Genomic DNA, 19972 nt, shown 5'->3' with positions numbered 1-19972 from the left:
TATCGAGTGCATCTAAGTCAACCGATGTCGTCGCGATTAGATGCCAATGGTCGTTGCAGCACTGCAAAAAGCGCTATCTCGTTTATGCCAACTTATGGAGGCAATTTGGGTGATCGTGCCAACTTATGAGTTGCGAACGTCTTGGCAGCCTCGGAAGGGATATGAAAACCCTGTTCGGAGCCACGTGTGGGCGATCAAATTACGCCAACTTATGCCGACGCAGCGAGCATATTTATGGGTTAGACGGCATCAAAAGAGCACTGCGAAGCCAAAAAGCCCTAAGCAAATCAACTGCTTAGGGCTTTTTGCATTCTGGCCGGCTACAGGCGTTGGCGCGGAAGTGTCCTTCGTCACCCGGGCGGCACATGCACCCGCCCCAGAAAATCGCGTATCAGCGCTGCCACTTCATCCAGGTGTGTCTCCAGCAGCCAGTGCCCGCCGTCCAGCAGATGGAACTCGGCATTCGGCAGGTCCCGAAGATAGGCACGGCCCGATTTCTCCGGCATGTAGTGATCCTGCGGCCCCCAGACGATCAGCGTCGGCGGGCGGTGCTCGGCGAGGTACTGGCGGTGCTGCGGAAACCAGGCACGGTTCTCCTTCAGCCCCGCGATCAGGCTGACGGCGATCTCCTTGCGCTTTGGCGTGACCAGCGACCAGTGCAGCTTCCACAGATCCGGGGGAATGCGCTCGGCAAGCTCGGGTCTCACTGCGTTGAGGAATTCCTCCTCGAACACTTCTTTGGTGATCGCCTCGGCCAGCTTCGCGCGCATCTGCGCCATGGGCAGTGCCCAGGTGTTTTCGATCTCCGTGTACTTCGGCCCGAGGGCATCTTCGTAGGGGATGTCGCCGTTCTGGATGATGAGCGCCACCACGCGCTCGGGCGCCTTGATGGCCAGGCGCGCGCCGATCGGCGATCCGAAGTCGTGCAGGTACAGGGCGAAGCGCTCAAGGCCGAGCGTCTTCACGAAGCGATCGAGAAAATCCGCATAGCCATCGAAGCTGTAGTCGAAGTGGTTCGGCGTCGCGCTGTAGCCCGCGCCGGGATAGTCCGGCGCGACCAGCCGCCAGCGGTCGGCCAGGCGCGGCATGAGGTCACGAAATTCGTACGACGAGCACGGGTAGCCGTGCGGCAGCAGCACGACGGGGGCGTCGGCCGGGCCGGCCTCGCGGTAGAAGGTTTCGACATCGCCAACCTGGATGCGGCGGTGTCGCACGTGGGTGTCCATGGGTCATTTCCTTCCTGTTGATTCGCTTCGCAGCAGCTTAAAAAATCTTCTGACTGCATCGTGGGTCGGCCTGCGCGCGTGGGTGTCGTAGGCCGATGCCGAAAGAACTCGCGCAGCGGGCAGCGCCCCGATCGCCCAGGAGAAGAAACATGTCCCGTGTCCTACGGAGCAGACCGTCGTATATTGGTACCGTCCCTCAACCCCAACCTGAAGGAGCAATGCGATGAAATGGTGCAAGCCTGAGTTCGAAGAGTTGCGTTTCGGCTTCGAGATCACGATGTACATCTCCGCTCGCTGAGAGCGGACCACAACGGCACCGGCTACCACCGGTGCCGTTTTTTCTTGTGCCTATGAAGATATTGGTTCTGGGTTCGGGGGCGGGCGGAGGTTTCCCGCAATGGAATTGCAACTGCCGCCTGTGCGCTGGCCAGCGCACAGGCGAGGTGCGGGCAAGCCCTCGCACCCAAAGCTCCATCGCGGTGTCCGCCAACGGCGCCGACTGGGTGCTGCTCAATGCATCGCCCGACATCGGCGCGCAGTTGCGCGCGTCGAAAGCGCTGCAGCCGCGCCACGGCGTGCGCCACTCGCCGATCCAGGCGGTGGTGCTGATGGACTCGCAGATCGATCACGTCGCAGGCCTTCTGAGCCTGCGCGAAGGCCCGCGGCTGCAGCTTTACTGCACGCCCGAGTCCTACGAAGACCTCACCGGCAGCCTGCCGTTGCTGAACGCGCTCGACAAATACTGCGGCGTGACCTGGCACCCCATGCCGCTCGAGCCCGGCGGCGGCGCGTGGCACGAGATCGCCGGCCTGCGCCTGCAAGCGGTGCCGGTTCCTGGCAAGGCGCCGCCGTATTCGCCGCGCCGGCAGACCGAGGCACGCAGCGACAACGCGGCTGTGCTCATCGATGACCCGTCCACCGGCAGGCGCGTGCTCTACGCGCCGGGCCTCGCGCAGGTCGGCGATGCCGAGCGCAAGAGCCTCGACGCCTGCGACTGCGTGCTGGTCGACGGCACCTTCTGGACCGAAGACGAGATGCTCACCGCAGGCCTGGGCACCAAGCGCGCGGCCGACATGGGCCACCTGCCGCAATGCGACGGACCGCATGGCCCGGGCATGCTGAAAGCGCTCGACGCCTGCGCTGCAAAACGCAAGGTGCTCATCCACATCAACAACAGCAATCCCATCCTCGACGAAGACGGCGCGGAGCGCGCAGAGATTACTCGCCGTGGCATCGAGGTCGCCTTCGACGGCATGGAACTGGAGATCTGAACAAGTGACGCAGCAGCAAAGCCCATGGTCCCCGCAGGATTTCGAATCGAACCTGCGCGCCATGGAGACCAGGTACCACAGCCACCATCCGTTCAACCGCCGCCTCAACGCGGGTGAGCTGCAGCCCTTCCAGGTGCGCGGCTGGGTCGCGAACCGCTTTTACTACCAGTGCCGCATTCCGGTGAAGGACGCGGCCGTCCTCTCGAACTGCGACGACCGCGCGACGCGCCGGCGCTGGGTGGTGCGCATGCTCGACCACGACGGGCATGACGGCCACGAAGGCGCCAACGCCGGCGGCATCGAGATCTGGACTCGCCTGGGCATCGCCACCGGCCTGCAGCGCGACACGCTCGAATCGCATGCGCTGGTGCTGCCCGGCGTGCGCTTCGCCGTCGATGCCTACGTCAACTTCGCGCGCACCGCGCCGTGGCAGGAGGCGGTGATCTCCTCGCTCACCGAGATGTTCGCGCCGCGCATCCACAAGGACCGGCTCGCGGGCTGGCCCACGCACTACCCGTGGATCGACACCTCGGGCCTCGATTACTTCCGCACCCGCATCCCGCTGGCCGACCGCGACGTCGAGCACGGCCTGGAGGTTGCGATGCAGTGGTGCACCACGCGCGAGCGGCAGGAACGCGCATTGCAGATCCTGGGCTTCAAGCTCGACATCCTCTGGGCCATGCTCGATGCCATCGAGCGCGCCTACCCCGACGATCTTGCGAAAGAGCAGCAGCCATGACCACGCAATGGACCGACAGCGCGCAACCGTCGCTCGGCACGATGTACCGGCTGCAATGGGAAGACGCGCAGCAATGCCATGTGCTGCTGTTCCCCGAGGGCATGATCAAGCTCAACGGACCGGCGGCGGAAATCCTCAAGCGCTGCGATGGCAAGACCTCCGTGGCCGCGCTCGTCGCCGATCTGGAGACTACCTTCGGCGAAGCCGACCTGCGGGCCGACGTGATCGAGTTCCTGGAGCAGGCCCATGGACGCCACTGGATCCGGTGAACTGCGCAGCGTCGCCGCGAAGCCGCCGCTGTGGCTGCTCGCGGAGTTGACGTACCGCTGTCCGCTGCATTGCGCCTTCTGCTCGAACCCGGTGGACTACACCAGGTACAACAACGAGCTCACTACAGACGAATGGATCCGCGTGTTCCGCGAAGCACGTGCGATGGGCGCGGTGCAGCTGGGTTTTTCGGGCGGCGAACCGCTGGTGCGCGACGACCTCACGGAGCTCGTCGCGGCGGCGCACGAACTGGGCTTCTATACCAACCTCATCACCTCGGGCGTCGGCCTCACGCCGCAGCGCGCCGAGGCGCTGAAGAAAGCCGGACTCGACCACATCCAGCTGTCGTTCCAGGACTCGAGCCGCGAGCTCAACGACTTCCTGAGTTCGACCAAGACCTTCGACCTCAAGCAGCGCGTGGCCCGCACGATCAAGGACCTCGGCTACCCCATGGTGCTGAACTGCGTGATGCACCGCTACAACCTGCCGCATGTGGGCCGCATCATCGAGATGGCCGAGTCGATGGAGGCGGACTTCCTCGAGCTCGCCAACGTGCAGTACTACGGCTGGGCGTGGCGCAACCGCGAGATGCTGATGCCCACGCGCGCGGCGCTGGCCACCGCCGAAGCCGTGGTCGACGAACACCGGCCGCGCCTCGATGGCCGCATGAAGATCCTCTGGGTCGTGCCCGATTACGCCGAGGGCAAGCCCAAGCCCTGCATGGCCGGCTGGGCCAGCGTGTTCCTGGTGGTCGCGCCCGATGGCGTGGCCCTGCCGTGCCACAGCGCGCGCATGCTGCCGGGGCTCGACTTCCCGAGCGTGCGCGAGCACTCCATCCGCGAGATCTGGCAGGAGAGCCCGGCGTTCGGCGCCTACCGCGGCACCGGCTGGATGAGCAGCACCTGCCAAAGCTGCGAAGACAAGGAGAAGGACCACGGCGGCTGCCGCTGCCAGGCGTTTCTGCTCACCGGCGATGCCACCGCCACGGACCCGGTCTGTCCGAAGAGCCCGCAGCATGCGGAGGTCGAAGCGATGGTTGCTGCGGCGGTGGATCCGCGCGAGGTCAGCGCGCCGATCCGTTTCGTGCCGGGCGCGCGGCGTGCAGGCGAACTCGTCTTCCGTACCGACGCCAATGCGCGAGGCTGAGCCGACTCGCACATGACGATCACCCATCGCCTGCCGTCGAGCGGCGGGCATGTCCTGCATGTCGAGGAGCACGGCAATCCGCGCGGGCTGCCTGCATTGGTGCTTCACGGCGGGCCTGGCTCAGGGAGTTCGCCGCTGTTGCGCAGCGGCTTCGATCCAACGCGCTACCGAATCATCTGCCCCGACCAGCGCGGCGCGGGCCGCAGCACGCCCGCAGGGTCGATCGCGCACAACACGCTCGCCGATCTGCTCGATGACTTGCGGCTGCTTCGCGCGCATCTGAAGGTCGACCGGTGGTTGGTGGTCGGCGGATCGTGGGGCGCCACGCTGGCACTCCTGCACGCGCTGGATCAGCCTTCCGCCGTCGCAGGGCTCCTGCTGCGCAACGTGTTCCTGGCCCGCACTTCAGACATCCACGATTTCTTCGCGGAGGCGGCGCGGCACGGCGGCCCCGAATGGCGTGTGCTGTGGAACGAAGCGCGGCGCCGGCAATGCCCGATCACGATGGTGCTCGCGGACATCTTCACGCACGGAACGTGGGAGCGGCAGCGCGATGTTGCGCTGTGCTGGTCCGAGTGGGAGCAGCGGATGTCGTCGGGCGCGTCAGGTGCAAGTGCCGCACTGCCGGGCGACGGCGCCGCACTGCAGCGGCTGGTGTCGCGCTACCGCGTGCAGAGCCACTACCTGCGCCACGAATGCTGGCTCGCCGCGCCCACGCTGCTGCAGCGATGCGCCGCGCTGCCCGTGGTCCCCACGCTCATCGTGCAGGGAACGCGCGATGCCCTCTGCCCACCGCAAGGTGCGCAAGCACTCGCGCAGGTCTTGCGGGGCCGGGCCGCCCTGCAATGGGCGCAGGGAGCGGGGCACAACCCCACGCATCCCGCCCTCGCCGCAGCGATGAAGCAGGCGTTGCGCAACTACGCGGACACGCAGGCCTTCGACCACCACCTCGCGGTGGATGCGCCAATGCGGAAGTGATCGATCAGACGATCCGTACCGACAGGTTCGGCAACCCGTCGATGTGGATCTCGATCAGGTCGCCGCGCACCACCGGCCCCACGTTCTCGGGCGTGCCCGAATAGATGATGTCGCCGGGCATCAGCTCGAAGGCCTGCGACAGGCGGCTGATCTGCTCCGAGACCGACCAGATCATGTACTTGAGCGTGGCGTTCTGTTTGGTCTCGCCGTTCACCTTGAGCCAGATCGCGCCGTCCGCGAAATGGCCTACCCTCGCCACCGGATGGATCGGCCCGATGGGCGCCGAGTGGTCGAAGCTCTTGCCGATTTCCCACGGCTTCTTCTGGTCGCCCATCTCGCGCTGCAGGTCGCGGCGTGTCATGTCCAGGCCGAGCGAGTAGCCGTACACATGGTCGAGCGCACTGCTCGCCGGAATGTTCTTGCCGCCCTTGGCGAGCGCAACGACCAACTCCACTTCGTAGTGGTAGTTTTTTGTCAGCGAGGGGTAGGGATGGTCGGCCACCTTGCCGGGCGTCACGACCTGGATCGCATCGGCCGGCTTCTGAAAGAAGAAGGGCGGCTCGCGCGTCGGGTCCGAGCCCATCTCGCGCGCATGGGCGGCGTAGTTGCGGCCGATGCAATAGATGCGACGCACCGGGAACACCTGCTCGCTGCCGACGATCGGCACGGTCGATACCGCGACGTCGAAGGGCGTGGGCGCCGTGCGCGCGGCGCCCGCGGGCAGCGCGCAGCCGGCGATGGCGCCCGTGGCCATGGCGGCCGAACCGGCCAGGAGGCCGCGACGTGATGATGCGTTGGACATGTTCTGTGTCTCCTTCTGGGTTGTGTCGTCTGAAAGCGAGTGATCGATTCTGGGATCGCGCACGGCCGCCGCGCCGCACGCATCTACGCAAAAACAGGACGCAAGCAACACGCCCCCGAAACCATCGCCCCGACCCCTCGTTACCATCGCGCCATGACGGCTCCCCAGTCCAGCTCCCGCCTCTACGGCATGCAGGAGCGCGCGAACCATCTCGACTTCGACATCCGCTTCGAAGGCGCGCGCGACGTGCTCGCGCGACCGCACCGACACGAGTACTTCCAGATCCAGGTGAGCATCGAGGGCGGCGGGCAGCAACTCATCGGCGGTGCGGTGCGGCCGTTTCGCGCGGGGCACCTGAGCTTCGTGCTGCCGTACCGCGTGCATGTGGTGCCGCATCCCGTCGGCGCGCGCTACGCCATCGTGAATTTCGACCAGGGCTTTCTTTGGCCGGAGCTGGCCGTCGAGCCGCTCGACCTCGAAGAAGTGTCCGTCGCACGGCATCCCGAACTCGCGCCGTTCCTGTTCCAGGAGTACGTCGACTTCTCTTTCGACGAAGCGGATTTCACGCGCATCCTGCGTTGGCTCGACGAACTCTCCGCGCTCAATCGGGAGCGCGGCTTCGCCACGGCGGGCGCGCTCCGCGGCATCCTGCTGCAGCTCATCGCGCTGGCTTGCCAGCGGCACGAGGCGGCGTTGATCGAGCAGGCCGCGCGCCACAGCGGCCGCAGTTCGCGGCGCGACGCACTGCAGCGTGTGATGCGCTACGTGCGCGAGCACCTCGGCGAAGAGATGTCGCTCAACGACGCTGCCGCTGCCGCGATGCTCTCGCCCAACTACCTCGCACACCTGCTCAAGAAGCAGACCGACCGCACCTTCACCGAACTCGTCACCGAGCGGCGGCTGGAGCGCGCAAAGGAACTGCTGCTGACCTCCAGCATCCGCATCGGCGACATCGCGCTGCAATGCGGCTTCAGCGATGCCGACTATTTCAGCCGGCGCTTCCGCCAGCAGATCGGTGTCACGCCGCGGCAGTTCCGGCAGGGCGCGAGCGTGCCGGCTGCCACCTCTTCATCGCCTTGACGTCGGCCTTGCCCTTGCCCGATCGTTACGCAGGAAAACACAGTGACCTTCACCGCCATTCTTCTCTCGCTCTTTCCGCTGCTCGGCCCCGTGCTCGCGCTGCTTCTGGCCGCCGCCATCGGCTGGACGCTCCGGCTTCGCCGAACCCGGCCCGCGCGCGGCGGGGTGGGAGGTTGGCTCGCGTTGCTGATCGGCTGCCTGTTCGCCGGGCCGTTTTTCGATCTGGTTGCATGGCTGCTCGTGCTCGGCGTCAACAGGCCCGGCCCCGAAAGCGACGCGGGCGCGAACTACACGACCCTCTGGTCCCTGGGCATCGGCAGTGCTTTGCTGGTTTGGGGACTTTGCGCGTGGGCGGGCTGGGGTCTTTGGAAGACGCGGACCGTGGCGGTCGTGCGCCGCGCCGTGATCGTCCTGTGGGTGAGCGGCCCGGTGCTGTTCGTGCTGGCGGGCATCGTGCTGCCCCTTGCGCTGCTCGGCGGAATGACGAGCGCCGGCGAACTGGTGGGGCCTGCAGTCACGCTCGGCCTCCACGTTGCCGCTGCACTGGCGTGGACCCTCTACCTGCGGTTCTCGCAACGCGTTGGCCGGACCTATGGCGCCGCGGCACCGCAGATGTTGCAGGCGGCGCCGATGCCGCCGGTGTGAAGCGACAAGGCCGAGTTCATGCGTGGCCATGCCATCCCGCAGTCGACTCCTGAGGAGCCGATGACCAAGCCAGGTCCTCGCGATGGGCCGTGACGAAACACGGGTGCGCCGGCTGGCGTCCGACCTCGGCGACTTCCTGGCGCAGCTGATCGACAGGCGTCGGGAGGACGAGGCCGCGCAGGGGTGAAATCCGCCGCGTTGTGAAACGTAGTGTGTTCGGTTTCAAGGCCGACACAGAGGCATACGCAATGTGTGCCCGAGGGGTGGGGTACGGCGAACAATCCGCTCGTTCTTTCGCCAACCACCCTCCCACTTCCGTGTCCAGGACATCACCATGCGCATCCGATCCAATGTAGTTCTCGCCGTTGCGGCGGTCGCGGCCTCGGTCGCCGTTCTCACCTTTGCCGCACCGCCGCCCGGCGGCGACGTTCCCGCCAGCGCCGCGCAGCGGGCGCCCGAATTTCAGAACATCGACAAGTGGCTCAATTCCGAGCCGCTGAAGCTGCAGGAACTGCGCGGCAAGGTCGTGCTCGTCGACTTCTGGACCTACACCTGCATCAACTGTCTCAACCACCTGCCCTACGTCAAGGCGTGGAACGAGAAGTACAAGGACCAGGGCCTCGTCGTCGTGGGCGTGCACACGCCGGAGTTCGCCTACGAGAAGTCGACCAGGAACGTGCAGGACGCGATCAAGCGCCTGCAGATCCAGCACGCCGTGGCGCAGGACAACAGCTACGGCACCTGGAAGGCCTTCAACAACCAGTACTGGCCCGCGGTCTACCTGATCGACAAGCAGGGAAAGATCGTCTATTCGCACTTCGGCGAAGGCAGCTACGGCACGACCGAGAAAAAAATCCAGGCGCTCCTCGCCGAGCCGTCGCCGGCCGCTGCTGCTGTCGGAGGCTGAGATGAAGAAGCTCTGGTTCGCACTCATCTTCTTCGCGGGCGGCTTCGCGCACGAAGTCCGCAACCCGGTGAGTTGCCAATGCATCACGGCCCGCGAGTTCGCGGGTCCTCGCAAACACGCCCGCACATGACGCGGGAAGAAGGTTCATCCATGTTCAAAGAGATCCAGCACAACCGCCGCGGCTTCCTGGCCACGGCCGCCGCCGGTGTGGTCGCGGCGCAGTTCGCGTCGATGAGTTCGGCTCATGCGGGCGCTGCTTTCCAGCTCGGGCCCGTCCGGCAGGTCAAGGCCGGCGTGCTCGATGTCGGCTACTTCGAAGCGGGGCCTGCTGACGGGCCACCGGTGCTGCTGCTGCACGGCTTTCCGTACTCGGTCGACAGCTTCGTCGAGGTCGCACCGATACTTGCCGCTCGCGGTGCGCGCGTGATCGTTCCCTATCTGCGCGGCCATGGGCCGACGCGCTTCATCGACAACGCCACGCCGCGCTCCGGCCAGCAGGCCGCCATCGGCGTCGATGTCGTCGCGTTGATGGATGCGCTGAAGCTCGACCGCGCGGTGCTTGCCGGCTACGACTGGGGCGGCCGCGCAGCCTGCGTCGCCGCGGCTTTGTGGCCCGAGCGCGTTTCAGGCCTCGTGTCCGTCAACAGCTACCTGATCCAGGACATCGCCAAGGCGAGCCTGCCGGTCGCGCCGTCGGTCGAATCGGGCATCTGGTACCAGCACTACTTCCTGAGCGAACGCGGCCGCGCCGGACTCGTTGCCAACCGCCGCGAGATCGCGCGGACCATCTGGCTGCGCAACTCACCGAACTGGCGCTTCGACGAGGCCACGCTGGCCCGTCACGTTGCCGCGTTCGACAACCCGGACTACGTCGACGTGGTGATCCATTCGTACCGCCACCGCCTGGGCGCGGCGGACGGCTACGCGGCGTATGCGGAAGTCGAACGCCGGCTCGCGGCGCTGCCGGCGATCACGGTGCCGACCATCACGCTCGACGGCGGGGCCGATGGCGTGGTGCCGGCCACCGATGGCAAGTCGACCGCGGCGAAGTTCACCGGCCCGCGTTCGCACCGCGTGGTCGAGAACGCCGGGCACAACCTGCCCGAAGAAGCACCGAAGGAATTCGCCGAAGCGACGTGGGAACTGCTCTCGGCGCGCCGCGCCGGATGAGGCTGCAGCGGGGCGACGCTCAGAAGGTGTGAATGAATCCGGCGTGCCTGAGCGGGATGAGCGGGCATGGCGGGTTCGTTCGCACCTTCTCAGTCCCGCGCTTCGACCGTCGAAGCGAAGACATAGCCTTCGCTTCGCACCGTCTTGATGTAGCGCGGCTCCCGCGCATCGTCGCGCAGACGCTGGCGCAGGCGGCTCACCAGCAAATCGATCGAGCGCTCGAAGAGCTCCGCTTCACGGCCCTGCGTGAGGCTCAGCAGCTGGTCGCGGCTCAGCACCTTCTGCGGATGGTCGAGGAACACGCGCAGCAGGCGGTACTCGGCGCCGCTCAGCGCCACCATCGTGCCGCTGTCGTCCAGCAGGTGGCGCGCCACCGTGTCCACATGCCAGTCGCCAAAGGCCAGCTTCTGCGAGGGCTCGACCGCGCCCATGTTCGGCGGCAGCATGCGCGTGCGCCGCATCACGGAGCGGATGCGCGCGAGCAGTTCGCGCGCCGAGAAAGGCTTGGCCAGGTAGTCGTCGGCGCCCATCTCCAGGCCCAGGATGCGGTCGGCCTCTTCGCTGCGCGCGGTGAGCATCAGGATCGGCGTGGCCTTGTACTTGCCGGTGCGCAGGTCGCGGCACAGCGTGAGGCCGTCTTCGCCCGGCAGCATCAGGTCCAGGATGATGAGGTCGAAGGGCCCCGACTCCTCCAGTGCCGCGCGCATGTGCCGGCCGGTGGGCACCGCCACCACGCGCAGGCCGTTCTTGACCAGGTAGGTCGTGAGCAGTTCGCGGATTTCCCGGTCGTCGTCGACGATGAGGATGTGGTCGGAGGTCTTGGGAGTCATGGCTGTGTATGGGGTGTGAAGTGCGCCGCAGCCGCAATGTATCCCGCCTGCCGCGAATGGGCAGGGGGTTTGTATTCGCAAGTATCTGGAGGCGGAGGTCGCGACACTATGTTTCGCGACCTCCGCCTCGTCATGCCGCTAGCGCAGCGACCTGAACGCCGCCCGGATCTCGACCGCGAACAGCTCGGGCTGCTCCCACGCTGCGAAGTGGCCGCCCTTGTCCACCTCGTTGAAATAGATCAGGTTGCGGTAGGCCCGCTCGGTCCAGCTCTTGGGCGCGCGGTAGATCTCGCCGGGGAACACCGTCACCGCCGCGGGGATCGAGATATCGACCGCGTTGAAGTTGTTGGCGTTGTTCTCCCAGTAGAGCTGTGCGCCCGAGGTCGCGGTCTTCGTCACCCAGTAGAGCGTGATGTCGTCGAGCATCTCGTCGCGGGTGAACGCCTTGTCGGCATCGCCGCCGCTGTAGGTCCACTCGTTGAACTTGTCGTAGAAGAAGGCGGCCAGTCCGGTGGGCGAATCTTCCAGCGCATAGCCCAGGGTCTGCGGGCGCGTCACCATCATGGCCGCGTAGCCGCCGCCCTTGGTGTACAGATACTTGAGCGATTCGAACGCGGCCTTTTCCTTCTCCGAGAGGCCGGCTGGCGCGGGGTCGCCGTTGTTGAGCGCCTTCGCCACGTCCGGCGGCACCGTCGCGGGCATGTTCACATGGATGCCCAGCAGCCCCTGCGGCGCCTGGCGTGCCATCTTGTCGGCCACCACCGAACCCCAGTCGCCGCCCTGCGACACGTAGCGCGTGTAGCCCAGGCGCTTCATCAGCACGTCCCAGGCGGTCGCGATGCGGTCGGCGCCCCAGCCGGTGCTTTGCGGCTTGCCCGAGAAACCGTAGCCGGGCATCGAGGGCAGCACGAGGTGGAAGGCGTCTTCTGCGCGGCCACCGTGCGCCGTCGGATCGGTGAGCGGGCCGATGACCTTCAGGAGCTCCATCACCGAGCCTGGCCAGCCGTGCGTGATGACCAGCGGCATCGCGTTCGCATGGCGCGAGCGCACGTGCACGAACTGGATGTCGAGCCCGTCGATCTCGGTGATGAACTGCGGCAGGGCGTTGAGCCGTTTTTCCACCTTGCGCCAGTCGTAGCCCGTGCCCCAGTAGCGCACCAGCGGCTGCAGCTTCTCGAGCCGCACACCTTGCGTCTGGTCATTGACCGTCTCGCGGTCGGGCCAGCGCGTGGCCTGGATGCGGCGGCGCAGGTCGACCAGCACGGCCTCGGGCACATGGATGCGGAAGGGGCGGATCGACGTGTCGCCGGTCGGTGCGCGGGGCTTCGTCGTGGCGGGAACATCGGCGGCGGCCGCGGCGCCCGAACCCTGCGCGAAAGCCGGGTTGGAGAGCAGGCCGAAACCTGCAGCACCCGCAACGGCGGTGGTGGCGAAGAAGTGGCGCCGCGTGGGCGCTGGAGACACAGAAGACATGGTGATCTTTCTTTCGTCGAGTGAGGGTGAAATGAAGAGGCCTTGCGGGCCGCCCGAATGAACGGACGGGCGCATCTTTGGCCGTGCTTCCCCTCTGCGATCCGAAGGCTGTATGCCCGTGTATCGACGCGAGAAATCCACACACTACGTTTCAACGGCGGTGTGTTTTCTTCGTCGAGAGGCACGTCTGCCGAACACCGGAAAGTGACCCGAAAGCAGCCGCACCCGCGCAACGCCGACGGACCGCAGTGAAACGTAGTGTGTGAGTTTTCGAGGCAGATACAGAGGCATACGCAATGTGTTCCGGCGAGGTCGGGCAGGTCCAACAATCCAGCCGTTCTTCAACGCAACCCCTCCAAAGGAACCACCATGACCTCCACCGAAAAGATCCTCTACACCGGCAAGACCCACACCACCGGCGGCCGCGACGGCGCATCGACCAGCAGCGACGGCCGCCTGGACGTCAAGCTCTCGTCCCCCGGCGGTCCGGGCACCGGCACCAACCCCGAGCAGCTCTTCGCCGCCGGCTGGTCTGCCTGCTTCATCGGCGCGATGGGCCTCGCAGCCGGCAAGCTCAAGATCAAGCTGCCCGCCGACCTGGCCGTGGACACCGAGGTGGACCTGGCCAACACCGACGGCGCCTACTTCCTCAAGGCCCGCCTGAACGTCAGCGTGCCCGGCATCGAGCGCGACGTCGTGCAGTCGCTGGTGGATGCGGCGCACCAGACCTGCCCGTACTCCAAGGCCACGCGCGGCAACATCGACGTCACGATCAACGTGGTCTGACCGGACGCACGACGGGGCCGAACGGGTAATGTTCCATGTCGCTTCTTGCTGCCGAACACACTGCGATACATGCGATGGGCTTTCCGGGCAGGCCGGGGTCTATAAACGAGGCCATGCCCACCCCACCCGCCAGCCCCGTCGTCGTGAATCCTTCTGCCGAGAAGGCCGGCAAGGCTGGCCGCTTGTGCCGCCTGGTGCCGCGATCGCTGTTCTCCCGTGTGACGTTGATCATCGTGGTGGGCCTGGCGATCGCCCAGTTGCTGACTTTCGCCGCCATCCGCTACGAGCGCGACATGGCGATGCGCGAGCTGATGATGATCGGCATCGAGCGCGACATCGCCAGCTCGGTCGCCATCCTCGACCGCCTGCCCGCAGCGGAACGCCCGAGCTGGCTCGAGAAGCTGGAGCGGCGCAACTACCGCTTCGTGCTGGGCGGCATGGCCGAGGGCGTGGCACCTCAATCGCTGCTGTCGCAGCAGTTCGCCGCCGCCATCGTCGATGCGATGCGCCCCTTCGAGATTGTCAAGGTCGGCGAGGTGCTGCAGCCGCCCGAAGGCCTGGAGATCCAGGTGCGCATGACCGATGGCTCCTCGGTGGTCGTGCACGCGCGCCGCGTGGGCATGCCGGTGTCGCGCTGGGTCATGTGGCTGCTGGCCATCCAGCTGCTGGTGCTGGCCGTCTGCGCCTGGTTTGCCGTGCGGCTGGTCACGCGGCCGCTGGCCGAGCTGGCCGCCGCGGCCGACGACCTGGGCCCCGACCTCAAGGCGCAGAAGCTCGCGGAAGAAGGCCCCACCGAGGTGGCGCACGCTGCGCGCGCCTTCAATGCGATGCAGCAGCGCATCGGCGGCTACATGGCCGAGCGCGTGGAAATCCTCGCGGCCATCTCGCACGACCTGCAGACGCCGATCACGCGGATGCGGCTGCGCACCGAGATGATGGACGACGAACACGACCGCACCAAGTTCCGCCAGGACCTGGACGCGATGAACTCGCTGGTGCGTGAAGGCGTGACCTATGCGCGCACCCTGCACGGCGCCACCGAGCCGCCGCTGCGCATGGATGCCGACGCGCTGCTCGAAAGCATGCAGGCCGACTACGAGGACGCCGGCAAGACGGTGCACCTCGAAGGCAAGGCGGGCGCGCCGATCGTCGGTCGGCCGAACGCGATGCGCCGCATCGTCATGAACCTGATCGACAACGCGCTGATCTTCGGCAGCGATGTGCGCGTGCGAGTGCAGGCCGGGGACGGGCAGTTGGCCATCGCGGTGGTCGACAACGGCCCCGGCATTCCGCCCGACGAACTGGACGCGGTGCTCAAGCCCTTCTACCGCGTCGAGAGCTCGCGCAACCGCAGCACCGGCGGCACCGGCCTCGGCCTGGCCATCGCGCACCAGCTCGCGATGGCGATGGGCGCCGAGCTGAAGCTGCAGAACCGCCCCGAAGGCGGACTGGAGGCACGCCTGACCATGCCCACGCGAATCACCTAGAGGGAACGGGCCGCGCATTCGCGGCGCTGTTTCCGTCCACCTGTTTCAAGCATCCCGCGGCTCGTGCGTCGAGACCGTGAAGACCCCGCACGCCCCGAGGGCGCGCTTCGACCCCTACAGACGAGACCCGAACCATGCTGCTGCTCCTTCTCATTGCCTACCTGGGCGGGGTGCTCACCATCCTGAGCCCCTGCATCTTGCCGGTGCTGCCCTTCGTGTTCGCACGCGCCGATCGCCCGTTCCGTTCGCACGGCCTGCCGATGCTGCTGGGCATGGCGGTGGCCTTCGCCGCCATCGCCACGCTGGCCGCGGTCGGCGGCGGCTGGGTGGTCACGGTCAACGAGTACGGGCGCTATGCGGCGATCGCGATGCTCGCGCTGTTCGGCGTGACGCTCTTGTTCCCGAGCCTGGCCGACCGCATGAGCCGGCCGCTGGTCGCGCTGGGCATCCGCCTGGCCGAAGCGCAACCCGGCGGCCAAGACGCCAAGGCTTCGGTGTTCTCGCCGCTGCTGCTGGGTGTCGGCACAGGTCTGCTGTGGGCACCGTGCGCGGGTCCGATCCTCGGGCTCATCCTCACGGGTGCGGCGCTCAACGGCGCGAGCGTGGGCACCACGGTGCTGCTGCTCGCGTATGCGGCCGGCGCCTGCACCTCGCTGGCGGCAGCGCTGCTGTTCGGTGGACGCCTGTTCGCGGTCATGAAGCGTTCGCTGCACACAGGCGAGTGGGTGCGGCGCGTGGCGGGCGTGGCCGTGCTGGTGGGCGTGGGCGCCATCGCGCTGGGGCTCGACACCGGCGTGCTCAGCCAGCTCTCGGTGGGCACCACCTCGGCACTCGAAAAAGCGCTCGTGGAGAAGATCGATATGCCGAAGCCGCAACCGCAATCAAGGCCGCTGGTCGAATCGACCTCGCAGCAGCAAGACACCGGCTTCGTGAAGACAGCCGCCGTGCTCCCGGAACCAGCGCCCATGCGCAAGCTCGGCATCGAGGGCCAGTTCCCCTCGCTCGCCAGCGCGACCGAATGGATCAACTCGCCACCGCTGACCCCCGAGGCTCTGCGCGGCAAGGTCGTGCTGGTCGATTTCTGGACCTACTCGTGCATCAACTGCCTGCGCACGCTGCCTTACGTGCGCGCCTGGGCCGAGAAGTACAAGGACGCGGGGCTCGTCGTCCTCGGCGTGCACTCGCCGGAGTTCGCGTTCGAGAAGCGCTCGGCCAACGTGCGCAAGGCAACGAAGGACCTCGGCATCGATTTCCCTGTGGCGCTGGACAACGACTTCAAGATCTGGCGCGGCTTCGACAACCAGTCGTGGCCTGCGTTCTATTTCATCGATGCAGAGGGCCGCATCCGTTATCACCAGTTCGGCGAGAACCGCTACGACAAGGCCGAACAGATCATCCAGCAACTGCTCGCCGAAGCGGGGCAGCGGAACCTGCCAGCCGCCCTGGTCACGCCGAAGGGCGAGGGCACGCAGGCCGCGCCGGGTGACGAACTCGCGATGTCGGGCGAGACCTATGTGGGCGCCGAGCGTGCACAGGGCTTCGCATCGCCCGGTGGTCTCGTGAACGGCCGCGCGCATGTCTACCAAAGCCCCGCGATGCTTCGCACGAACCAATGGGCGCTCGCCGGCGAATGGACCGTGGAGCCCGAGCGCGCCGTATCGAACCAGCCGAACGGCCGCATCGCCTACCGCTTCCAGGCGCGTGATCTGCACCTGGTGCTCGGCCCCATGACCGATGGCAAGCCGGTGCGTTTCCGGGTGCTCGTGGACGGCAAGCCGCCGCTCGCGGACCACGGCGCGGACACCGACGCGCAAGGCTACGGAACCATAGAGGCCCAGAAGCTCTACCAGCTCGTTCGTCAGACGAGGAGCGGGAGGGACCGGTTGTTCGAGATCGAGTTTCTCGACGGCGGCGCGCAGGCTTACGCGTTCACGTTCGGCTGAAGCCGTTCAGGGCGGCGATCGCGCCGACGGGGTACCTTGCTCCGCGAATGCCCCGCATTCAGAGCAACCCGAGCGTCAACGCCTTCAAGGTAGCCGCAGCCCGCGTCGTGCATTCGAGCTTGCGAAAGATGTTTTCCAGATGCGCCCGCACGGTGCTCGGGCTGATGCCCAACACGCGCGCCGCTTCCTTGTTGCTGTCGCCAAGGCTGATGCGCCCGAGCACTTCGATCTCGCGGCTCGAGAGAAGCGCAGCCGCCTCGCCCGATGGCGCATGCGTGGTGCCGCTCTGTGGATGTCCCGTCAGCACAGCAACAGCCGCCGCATCGAGCCGCCCGATCTCCGCCTCGCGTTTCAGCGCCGCGATCGCATCGGCTTCGTCAAGTGCAGCCTGCCCCGGACGGCTGGTGCGCAACAACACCCAGTGCGCCGCCACCGCCAACACACGGCCCGCGACATCGATGGCCGGCCCCTTGATGCCGCGGAAGAAACCCGAACCGTCGAGGCGCTCGTCCACGAAGGAGGCGATCTCGGCTTCGGTGCGCAGCGTGCCGATGCGGCGCGCCGCACGGTCCGTCCAGTAAGGCACGAGGCGCAGGCGCTCCTTGTCGGCCTCGCTGCGGACGCCCGGCGAATCCCACACCGCGTTCGGCACCGACGCGCGGCCGATGCCATGAATGAGCGCCGCGCGCCGCACCTGCCCCTGCTCGACGTCGCCCAGCCCCACACCCGCAGCACACGCGAACGCGGCATCGGCCACGCGGCGCGAGAAGCCCGTCATCCACGGCAGCTTGAGGTCGATCACGTCGGCGATCAGTTCGAGTGATGCAGTCGCCTCGCGCAGTGCATCGGAAGGCGACTGCATGTCGGCCGCCGCGCCTTGCTCCAGCGCATGCAGCCAGTCGACCGCATGCTGCTGCACCGCATGGACCAGGAAGGCCGGATAGCGCGCATCGGCACGATCGGCGATGTAGCGCAAGGCGTTGCTCAGGCCATGCACGCGCGAGAAGATTTCAAGGTCACCGGCAACCGAGACGATGAACACCTCTTCGGGAATCTGCGAGGCGCGCAGCCCGTGCGGCTTGCCGTGTCCGTCGAAGGTCTCGAACATGTGGCGCAGCGTGCGCTCGACCTCGGGCGGCATGCCCAGCGTGCGCGCGATGTCGCCCGACACCTCGCAATGGATATCCACCATCGGACCCACGGAGCCTGCGAGCTCGGCCGCGGCCTGTGCCGAAGCGGTCGAGAGCATCGCGCGACGTCCGCCGACGTCGTCGCCCATCAGGTCGGAGAACTCGGGCGCATTCGCGGTACAGCCCGACCATCGCAGCAGCGACGCGCAGGCCGCATGGCCTTGCACCGTTGCATCGCGGCCGATGGCGGCGGCGAGTTGCGAGGCGATCCACGCGGTGCGCGCGGAATGATCGATGGGTTGCCCCATGCTCAGGTCGCCGACGAATGCAAGGGCCTTGATGGCGTCGAAGACCGGGATGTGGGGCGCAGGCTGCACGGGAGCAATCGAAAAAAAAGGAAGAAGGCGCGCCGGCCTGGGCCAGCGCGCCGGGCACCTTACTTGGATTGGTTCACGGCGTCCAGAATCACCTGCGCCACCTTGGCCGGCTGCGATTGCTGCGGCACGTGGCTGCTGTTGACCGAGCTGACGGTCGCGCCGATCTTCTTGGCCATGTCGCGCTGCAGCGCCGGCTGGATCATGTGGTCCGAGCTCGCGACCAGGTACCACGAGGGCTTGGTCTTCCATGCGGCCACCGTCAGCTTCTGCTCGAACGACTTGCCGAGGATCGGGCCCTGCGTCGCGGTCATCACCGCGGTGGCGGCGGCGGGGAGGTCCTGCGCGAAGTGCTTGGTCATGCCTTCCTTCGTGAGCGAGAGAAAACCGCTCGCATCGGCCTTGATGTGCGCGAAGCCGGGCGCTGCCGGGTAGTCCTTGCCGAGTTCGGCCGAGTTCTGGCCGGCGTCGGGTGCGAAGGCCGCGACGTACACGAGCGACGACACCTTGTCGTTCGCGCCCGCCTCGGTGATGACCGAGCCGCCCCACGAGTGGCCGACCAGTACGACCTTGCCGGGCTGCGCATCGATGGCGCGCTTGGCGGCCGCCACGTCGTCTTCGAGCGAGGTGAGCGGGTTCTGCACCGCCACTACGTTCACGCCCTTGGCCTGCAGCAGCGGAATCACCTTGGCCCAGTCGGAGCCGTCGGCAAAGGCGCCGTGGACGATGACCACGCTGGGCTTGTCTGCGGCGGTGGCGCCCGTGGCGAAGGAGAGGCCGATGGCGAGGGCAGCGGCGGCGAGCTTGAAGCGTTGAGCGGTTTTCATGAGGGTCCTGGAAAGAAAGGTCGGGAGTGGTGAAGAGGAGCCCGTACTGTCGGCGCAGCAGGCTTTCGGCGCCATCGGACGAATGTCCGATGCCGAAACCCCACGGCGCCACGGGCACTGGCTGCCGTGGAAGATCGACGGGATAAGATTCCGCCGAGCAAGAAGACGCCCATTTTTCCAAGACGCCATGGCCACAAGCAGCAACCTTCAGGAACGCAAGCAGCGAGAGCTGGAACAACGCCGCAAGGACATCCTGAAGGTCGTGCGCAAGATGGTCGCCAAGAGCGGCGCGCGCGAAATCACCATGCGCAAGGTGGCCGAGGAATCGGGCTTCTCGAACACGGTGGTCTATGCGCTCTTCGGCGACAAGGCCAGCATGATCGCCAACGCGGTCGACGACGACCTGATCCGGCTCAACAAGCTCATGCAGGCCGCGGTGATTGCAGGCAAGAGTTCGATCGAGCGCATTCGGCGCGCTTGCCTCGCCTATGTAGAGAACGGGCTCAAGCACCCCGACCAATACTTTCTCGTGTTCATGGAGCGCCGTCCCGCGGCCCCCATCGAGACCTCCACGCTCACGTTCGGCGACATCGCGAACGACCCCTATGCCTTCGTCTGCAGCCTCACGGCGGAGCTGGTGCGCGACGGCTACATGGCAGCCGACGAGAAGCAGGTGGCCGTGGCCACGCAGATCGTCTGGGAGGGTTTGCACGGCATGACCTCGCTGCGCGTCTCCACCGGCGACGATCCGTGGATCGAGCGGCTGGATGCCGAGGCGCATCTGAACCTGCTGCTCGACATTCTTCTGCTCGGCATGGTGCAGCGCTTTCCGGGCGCCAGGTCGGCCGCGGCGATCAAGCTGCTGTCGCAGGGCCGCAGCTGAGAAGCTGG

General features: G+C 66.7%; 21 protein-coding genes. 15 read left to right on the top strand and 6 right to left on the bottom strand.

Annotated features, from left to right (window positions below; translation table 11 throughout):
• Positions 1–350: 350 nt before the first annotated feature.
• Complete coding sequence (locus NU688_RS19655; RefSeq protein WP_257862482.1) at positions 351–1226, bottom strand: alpha/beta fold hydrolase; 876 nt, start codon at positions 1224–1226, stop codon at positions 351–353.
• A gap of 223 nt (positions 1227–1449) precedes the next feature.
• Between NU688_RS19655 and pqqA the strand changes: the two genes are divergently transcribed.
• From pqqA to NU688_RS19630, 6 genes are read left to right on the top strand one after another with little or no spacing between them, the layout of a single operon-like run.
• Complete coding sequence (gene pqqA / locus NU688_RS34065; protein WP_080898329.1) at positions 1450–1524, top strand: pyrroloquinoline quinone precursor peptide PqqA; 75 nt, start codon at positions 1450–1452, stop codon at positions 1522–1524.
• A gap of 52 nt (positions 1525–1576) precedes the next feature.
• The gene (gene pqqB / locus NU688_RS19650) at positions 1577–2497 is read left to right on the top strand and encodes a pyrroloquinoline quinone biosynthesis protein PqqB (RefSeq protein ID WP_257862481.1); all 921 of its coding nucleotides are present in this window, start codon (positions 1577–1579) and stop codon (positions 2495–2497) included.
• A gap of 4 nt (positions 2498–2501) precedes the next feature.
• Positions 2502–3236, top strand: a complete 735-nt coding sequence (pqqC, locus tag NU688_RS19645; RefSeq protein ID WP_257862480.1) for a pyrroloquinoline-quinone synthase PqqC — start codon at positions 2502–2504, stop codon at positions 3234–3236.
• Positions 3233–3505: a pyrroloquinoline quinone biosynthesis peptide chaperone PqqD gene (gene pqqD, locus NU688_RS19640; protein WP_257862479.1), complete on the top strand. Its 273-nt coding sequence runs from the start codon at positions 3233–3235 to the stop codon at positions 3503–3505. The genes pqqC and pqqD overlap by 4 nt, the downstream gene beginning before the upstream one ends.
• Entirely contained in the window at positions 3483–4649 is a 1167-nt protein-coding gene (gene pqqE / locus NU688_RS19635) for a pyrroloquinoline quinone biosynthesis protein PqqE (protein ID WP_257862478.1), read from the top strand. Before pqqD ends, pqqE begins: the two co-directional genes overlap by 23 nt.
• 12 nt (positions 4650–4661) lie before the next feature.
• On the top strand, positions 4662–5627 hold the full coding sequence (locus tag NU688_RS19630; RefSeq protein WP_257862477.1) for an alpha/beta fold hydrolase: 966 nt from the start codon (positions 4662–4664) through the stop codon (positions 5625–5627).
• A 4-nt stretch (positions 5628–5631) separates the two neighbouring features.
• On the opposite strand, the gene NU688_RS19625 is transcribed toward NU688_RS19630, so the two are convergent.
• Positions 5632–6429, bottom strand: a complete 798-nt coding sequence (locus NU688_RS19625) for a fumarylacetoacetate hydrolase family protein (protein WP_257862476.1) — start codon at positions 6427–6429, stop codon at positions 5632–5634.
• A gap of 189 nt (positions 6430–6618) precedes the next feature.
• On the opposite strand from NU688_RS19625, the gene NU688_RS19620 reads away from it, so the two are divergent.
• The 5 genes from NU688_RS19620 (at position 6619) to NU688_RS19600 (ending at position 10231) form a co-directional block, all read left to right on the top strand.
• On the top strand, positions 6619–7509 hold the full coding sequence (locus NU688_RS19620) for an AraC family transcriptional regulator (protein WP_257862830.1): 891 nt from the start codon (positions 6619–6621) through the stop codon (positions 7507–7509).
• Between the two features lie 42 nt (positions 7510–7551).
• Positions 7552–8154 carry a DUF2569 family protein gene (locus NU688_RS19615; RefSeq protein ID WP_257862475.1) on the top strand — a complete coding sequence of 201 codons (603 nt, stop codon included), beginning with the start codon at positions 7552–7554 and terminating at the stop codon, positions 8152–8154.
• 334 nt (positions 8155–8488) lie between these two features.
• Positions 8489–9061 (top strand): thioredoxin family protein, encoded by a 573-nt coding sequence (locus NU688_RS19610; protein WP_257862474.1) that lies wholly within the window; start codon positions 8489–8491, stop codon positions 9059–9061.
• Position 9062: 1 nt separating this feature from the next.
• A complete protein-coding gene (locus NU688_RS19605; RefSeq protein WP_257862473.1) occupies positions 9063–9191 on the top strand; it encodes a hypothetical protein in 129 nt (42 codons plus the stop codon).
• A gap of 20 nt (positions 9192–9211) precedes the next feature.
• The gene (locus NU688_RS19600; protein WP_374684664.1) at positions 9212–10231 is read left to right on the top strand and encodes an alpha/beta fold hydrolase; all 1020 of its coding nucleotides are present in this window, start codon (positions 9212–9214) and stop codon (positions 10229–10231) included.
• An 89-nt stretch (positions 10232–10320) separates the two neighbouring features.
• Here the strand turns inward: NU688_RS19600 and NU688_RS19595 are convergent, their stop codons facing one another.
• Together NU688_RS19595 and NU688_RS19590 are read right to left on the bottom strand one after the other, a co-directional pair.
• Positions 10321–11061, bottom strand: coding sequence for a response regulator (locus NU688_RS19595; RefSeq protein WP_257862472.1), 741 nt, complete (start codon positions 11059–11061; stop codon positions 10321–10323).
• Positions 11062–11199: 138 nt separating this feature from the next.
• Positions 11200–12534, bottom strand: coding sequence for an epoxide hydrolase family protein (locus tag NU688_RS19590; protein WP_257862471.1), 1335 nt, complete (start codon positions 12532–12534; stop codon positions 11200–11202).
• A 369-nt stretch (positions 12535–12903) separates the two neighbouring features.
• On the opposite strand from NU688_RS19590, the gene NU688_RS19585 reads away from it, so the two are divergent.
• The 3 genes from NU688_RS19585 to NU688_RS19575 all read left to right on the top strand — a co-directional run bounded on the left by NU688_RS19585 (position 12904) and on the right by NU688_RS19575 (position 16750).
• Positions 12904–13320, top strand: a complete 417-nt coding sequence (locus NU688_RS19585) for an organic hydroperoxide resistance protein (protein ID WP_093441934.1) — start codon at positions 12904–12906, stop codon at positions 13318–13320.
• Positions 13321–13433: 113 nt separating this feature from the next.
• On the top strand, positions 13434–14807 hold the full coding sequence (locus tag NU688_RS19580) for an ATP-binding protein (protein ID WP_257862470.1): 1374 nt from the start codon (positions 13434–13436) through the stop codon (positions 14805–14807).
• A 137-nt stretch (positions 14808–14944) separates the two neighbouring features.
• Complete coding sequence (locus tag NU688_RS19575) at positions 14945–16750, top strand: cytochrome c biogenesis protein DipZ (protein WP_257862828.1); 1806 nt, start codon at positions 14945–14947, stop codon at positions 16748–16750.
• A gap of 58 nt (positions 16751–16808) precedes the next feature.
• Here NU688_RS19575 and NU688_RS19570 read toward each other — a convergent pair whose 3' ends face one another.
• Both NU688_RS19570 and NU688_RS19565 read right to left on the bottom strand, forming a co-directional pair.
• Positions 16809–18257 (bottom strand): HD domain-containing phosphohydrolase, encoded by a 1449-nt coding sequence (locus NU688_RS19570; protein WP_257862469.1) that lies wholly within the window; start codon positions 18255–18257, stop codon positions 16809–16811.
• A 59-nt stretch (positions 18258–18316) separates the two neighbouring features.
• Positions 18317–19081, bottom strand: a complete 765-nt coding sequence (locus NU688_RS19565) for an alpha/beta fold hydrolase (protein ID WP_257862468.1) — start codon at positions 19079–19081, stop codon at positions 18317–18319.
• Positions 19082–19268: 187 nt separating this feature from the next.
• On the opposite strand from NU688_RS19565, the gene NU688_RS19560 reads away from it, so the two are divergent.
• The gene (locus NU688_RS19560) at positions 19269–19964 is read left to right on the top strand and encodes a TetR/AcrR family transcriptional regulator (protein ID WP_257862467.1); all 696 of its coding nucleotides are present in this window, start codon (positions 19269–19271) and stop codon (positions 19962–19964) included.
• The last annotated feature ends 8 nt before the right edge of the window (positions 19965–19972 follow it).

Origin of the sequence: Variovorax sp. ZS18.2.2 (genome assembly GCF_024701975.1) — a bacterium.
GTDB lineage: Bacteria > Pseudomonadota > Gammaproteobacteria > Burkholderiales > Burkholderiaceae_C > Variovorax.
Note: the sequence above shows the minus strand (reverse complement) of the source record. Positions and strands in the feature narration are given on the sequence as shown.

Excerpts from the sequence above, each read along its gene's own strand:
- NU688_RS19655 (WP_257862482.1), bottom strand. The coding sequence starts at position 1,226 with ATGGACACCCACGTGCGACACCGCCGCATCCAGGTTGGCGATGTCGAA.
- pqqB (WP_257862481.1), top strand. The coding sequence starts at position 1,577 with ATGAAGATATTGGTTCTGGGTTCGGGGGCGGGCGGAGGTTTCCCGCAA.
- pqqD (WP_257862479.1), top strand. The coding sequence starts at position 3,233 with ATGACCACGCAATGGACCGACAGCGCGCAACCGTCGCTCGGCACGATG.
- pqqE (WP_257862478.1), top strand. The coding sequence starts at position 3,483 with ATGGACGCCACTGGATCCGGTGAACTGCGCAGCGTCGCCGCGAAGCCG.
- NU688_RS19630 (WP_257862477.1), top strand. The coding sequence starts at position 4,662 with ATGACGATCACCCATCGCCTGCCGTCGAGCGGCGGGCATGTCCTGCAT.
- NU688_RS19625 (WP_257862476.1), bottom strand. The coding sequence starts at position 6,429 with ATGTCCAACGCATCATCACGTCGCGGCCTCCTGGCCGGTTCGGCCGCC.
- NU688_RS19620 (WP_257862830.1), top strand. The coding sequence starts at position 6,619 with ATGCAGGAGCGCGCGAACCATCTCGACTTCGACATCCGCTTCGAAGGC.
- NU688_RS19610 (WP_257862474.1), top strand. The coding sequence starts at position 8,489 with ATGCGCATCCGATCCAATGTAGTTCTCGCCGTTGCGGCGGTCGCGGCC.
- NU688_RS19605 (WP_257862473.1), top strand. The coding sequence starts at position 9,063 with ATGAAGAAGCTCTGGTTCGCACTCATCTTCTTCGCGGGCGGCTTCGCG.
- NU688_RS19600 (WP_374684664.1), top strand. The coding sequence starts at position 9,212 with ATGTTCAAAGAGATCCAGCACAACCGCCGCGGCTTCCTGGCCACGGCC.
- NU688_RS19595 (WP_257862472.1), bottom strand. The coding sequence starts at position 11,061 with ATGACTCCCAAGACCTCCGACCACATCCTCATCGTCGACGACGACCGG.
- NU688_RS19590 (WP_257862471.1), bottom strand. The coding sequence starts at position 12,534 with ATGTCTTCTGTGTCTCCAGCGCCCACGCGGCGCCACTTCTTCGCCACC.
- NU688_RS19585 (WP_093441934.1), top strand. The coding sequence starts at position 12,904 with ATGACCTCCACCGAAAAGATCCTCTACACCGGCAAGACCCACACCACC.
- NU688_RS19580 (WP_257862470.1), top strand. The coding sequence starts at position 13,434 with ATGCCCACCCCACCCGCCAGCCCCGTCGTCGTGAATCCTTCTGCCGAG.
- NU688_RS19565 (WP_257862468.1), bottom strand. The coding sequence starts at position 19,081 with ATGAAAACCGCTCAACGCTTCAAGCTCGCCGCCGCTGCCCTCGCCATC.
- NU688_RS19560 (WP_257862467.1), top strand. The coding sequence starts at position 19,269 with ATGGCCACAAGCAGCAACCTTCAGGAACGCAAGCAGCGAGAGCTGGAA.